Origin of the sequence: Stieleria sp. (genome assembly GCF_041595215.1) — a bacterium.
GTDB lineage: Bacteria > Planctomycetota > Planctomycetia > Pirellulales > Pirellulaceae > Stieleria > Stieleria magnilauensis.
Map to the genome: position 1 here is coordinate 1 of NZ_JBFHKV010001042.1, position 3023 is coordinate 3023.

At 58.5% G+C, this 3023-nt stretch carries 1 protein-coding gene; it reads left to right on the forward strand.

The annotated features are described in order from the left end of the window. Positions 1 to 311: 311 nt before the first annotated feature. Positions 312 to 3023 (forward strand): DUF4347 domain-containing protein (locus ABX749_RS27770; protein WP_372898890.1); only part of this gene is annotated, 2712 nt, incomplete at its 3' end.

Consider the following 3023-nt stretch of genomic DNA (forward strand, 5'->3'; position numbering starts at 1 on the left):
ATAACCGGCTCAAATGCCGTCTGCTTGACCGTTCTTTGTGGCGAGGAAGCGGCGCACCCGCTGCTCTGCCTTTTGCGGTGGGGCCGCCAAATCGATTCCCAGCGGCAGCGGTCATAACCGTCACAGGCGGATTGGTCTGTTCAGTCAGCGCGAGATTGCCTGGCCGTTGCCCCGCATTGACAGGTCCTGGCGATGAGGCGCACCTCCGCCATCCTTTTGTGGCTTAGGTATTGGAAGGTGAAAACGACGAACACGGGGGCTGTGGTGTCGTCTTTCGCCAGCCCCGCTCGCGCTTTACTGGATCTTCAACCTTGTCGGCGAATCACCCCCCACGCGTTTTCGACTTCTTCCTGTTGGAGGACCGCGTTCTGCTCAGCGCAGATGGTCCCGACACGGCAGATTTGCCCTTTGACGCAGACGTCGAACTTCTCGACGCGGCGATGACGCAGATGCTCCAGTCCGCTGCGCCGGGAGCGTCTGACGAGCTGTTCGGCGCCCATCCGGTCGATTTGGTTGCTTCAGAATCGGATCAAGCTGACTCGAAGACTCTGTTTGAATCTTCCACGACTGATCCGTCGCGTCCTCTCGAAGTGGTCTTCGTCGACGACGGTGTCGAAGACGCCGAGACGCTGTTGGCCGGACTGCGGGACCATTCCGATGACGGCACGCAATGGTTGGTCGTTCGACTCTCGTCGGAAGAAGACGGCATCACCCGGATCACCGAGACCCTCGGCGAACTGTCGGGCGTCGATGCGATTCACATTCTCGCCCACGGTGACGGACAGGGACTGCAACTCGGCAACACACGGCTGGACCTGTACTCGGCGAACGGATACGCCGGCGACATTTCCTCTTGGGCCGGCTCACTCGACTCGGACGCCGATCTCTTGATCTATGGCTGCGATCTGGCCAGCACCGCCGAGGGCCGTACGCTGATCGATTCGATCGCCACGCTGTGTGACTGTGACGTTGCGGCCAGCGATGACTTGACGGGAGCCGAGCAACTCGGCGGTGACTGGGATCTGGAATACACGGTCGGGTCCGTGGACGCCGGGATTGCCTTCGACACGCAGGCACTCTCCCAATGGAATCACGTCCTGAATGTCTACACAGTGACCAACACGCTCGATGACGGCAGCGTGGGAAGTCTGCGTTGGGCGATCGCACAGTCCAACGCGTCGACAACCGTTGACGACACGATCGACTTCGCCATCGCGGGCACCGGCGTACATACGATCAACATCGGCTCAGCACTGACGATCACGGACACGGTCACCATCGATGGCATGAGTGAACCAGATTACGTAAACACCCCGGTCGTCCGGATCGATGGCAATGCCTCTGGATTCAGTGGCATCAGCATCAGTGCCGGAGGAGCGGGCAGCACCATTCAAGGCATCATGGTCACCGGGTTCACTGCTGATGGAATCAACATCGCAGCGGGCGCGGACAATGTGACGATCGCCGACAACTGGATCGGCACCGCGGGGACCGGGACCACCGGGATCGGGAACAGCGGGGTAGGGAACAGCGATGACGGAATTGATATCGCCGGCTCGAACGCAATGATTCTTCGTAATGTCATCACAAATAATGGCGATGAGGGAATCACTATCGTTGGATCTGGTGTCACAGGCCATGTCATCCAAGGCAACACTGTAGGCCTGGATCCCGACGGTGCAACCGGCGGCGGCAACAGCGACGTCGGAATCGCAATCATTTCTGGTACGGGAAACACGATCGGCGGAACGACGGCGGCAGAGCGAAATGTGATCTCGATGAATTGGGAAGGTATCGAAGTCAATACGTCGAACAATGTGATTCAAGGCAACTTCATCGGCACCGATGCCACCGGCTCATTGGATCGCGGCAACCGCATCGGTGACGGTATCGAAATCAATGGCGGCACCGGTAACGTGGTCGGAGGTTCGATAGCCGGGGCCGGAAACGTCATTTCGGCGAACTCAGATTCCGGAATTCAGATCAATGCGGGCGCTTCGGCCACCACCATCACCGGGAACTTCATCGGAACCGATGCATCCGGCTATGCGGACCTTGGCAATGCCAATGACGGGATCATCATTGTTGACAGCGCCAACAACACGATCGGTGGAACAAACGTCTATGAGCGAAACCTCATCTCCGGTAACGGGTTGGGCATCCGCATCGGCGGGGTCGGTGCGACGGGCAATACGATCATCAACAACTACATCGGCGCTGACGTCGATGGCGATGCCACCTTGGGCAACGATTTTGACGGTGTCTTCATCAGCCGATTTGCCGACGCGACGACGGGCGACCCGTCTGGTAATCGCATCGGTGGAATAAATGCCGGGGAAGGTAATCTGATCGCAGGAAACCTTCGCGACGGAATACGCCTCTATTCAAATGCGGGGATCATCAGCAATGCGATTCTCTCCAATGTGATTCATTCGAACACTGGTCTGGGAATTGACCTCGGTGGAAATGGTGTCACAGCCAACGACGTCGGCGATGGTGACAGTGGCGCAAACAACCGGCAAAACTATCCGGTACTTACCTCGGCGCAAATGACATCATCGACCGACATGAATATCATCGGCACGCTCAACGGCGTCGCCAACAGTTACTACCGCATCGAGTTTTTCGCCAGCGCGTCGGGTGATGGCTCAGGGTACGGCGAGGGACAGCGTTATCTCGGCTTTGCCAACGTCACCACGGACGGATCCGGAAACGCCACGATCAATGCGACGTTGACGGCCAACGTGCTGGCCGGAGAGATCGTCAGCGCAACGGCGACCAAGAGCAACGTCAGTTTCAGTGCATTTACCGACACGTCTGAATTTGCTCAAAACGTCTCGGTCACCAACACCGCTCCGGTCGCTTCAGACGACGCGTATTCCACCAGTGTCAACACCACGCTGAACGTCGGGCCGACGACAACCAACTTGGCCAACTGGTGGCAGTTTGACGAGGGAACCGGCCAAACCACCGTCGATTCCGGAGCCTTGGGGAATGACGCGACGTTGGGCGCGACGGCGGCC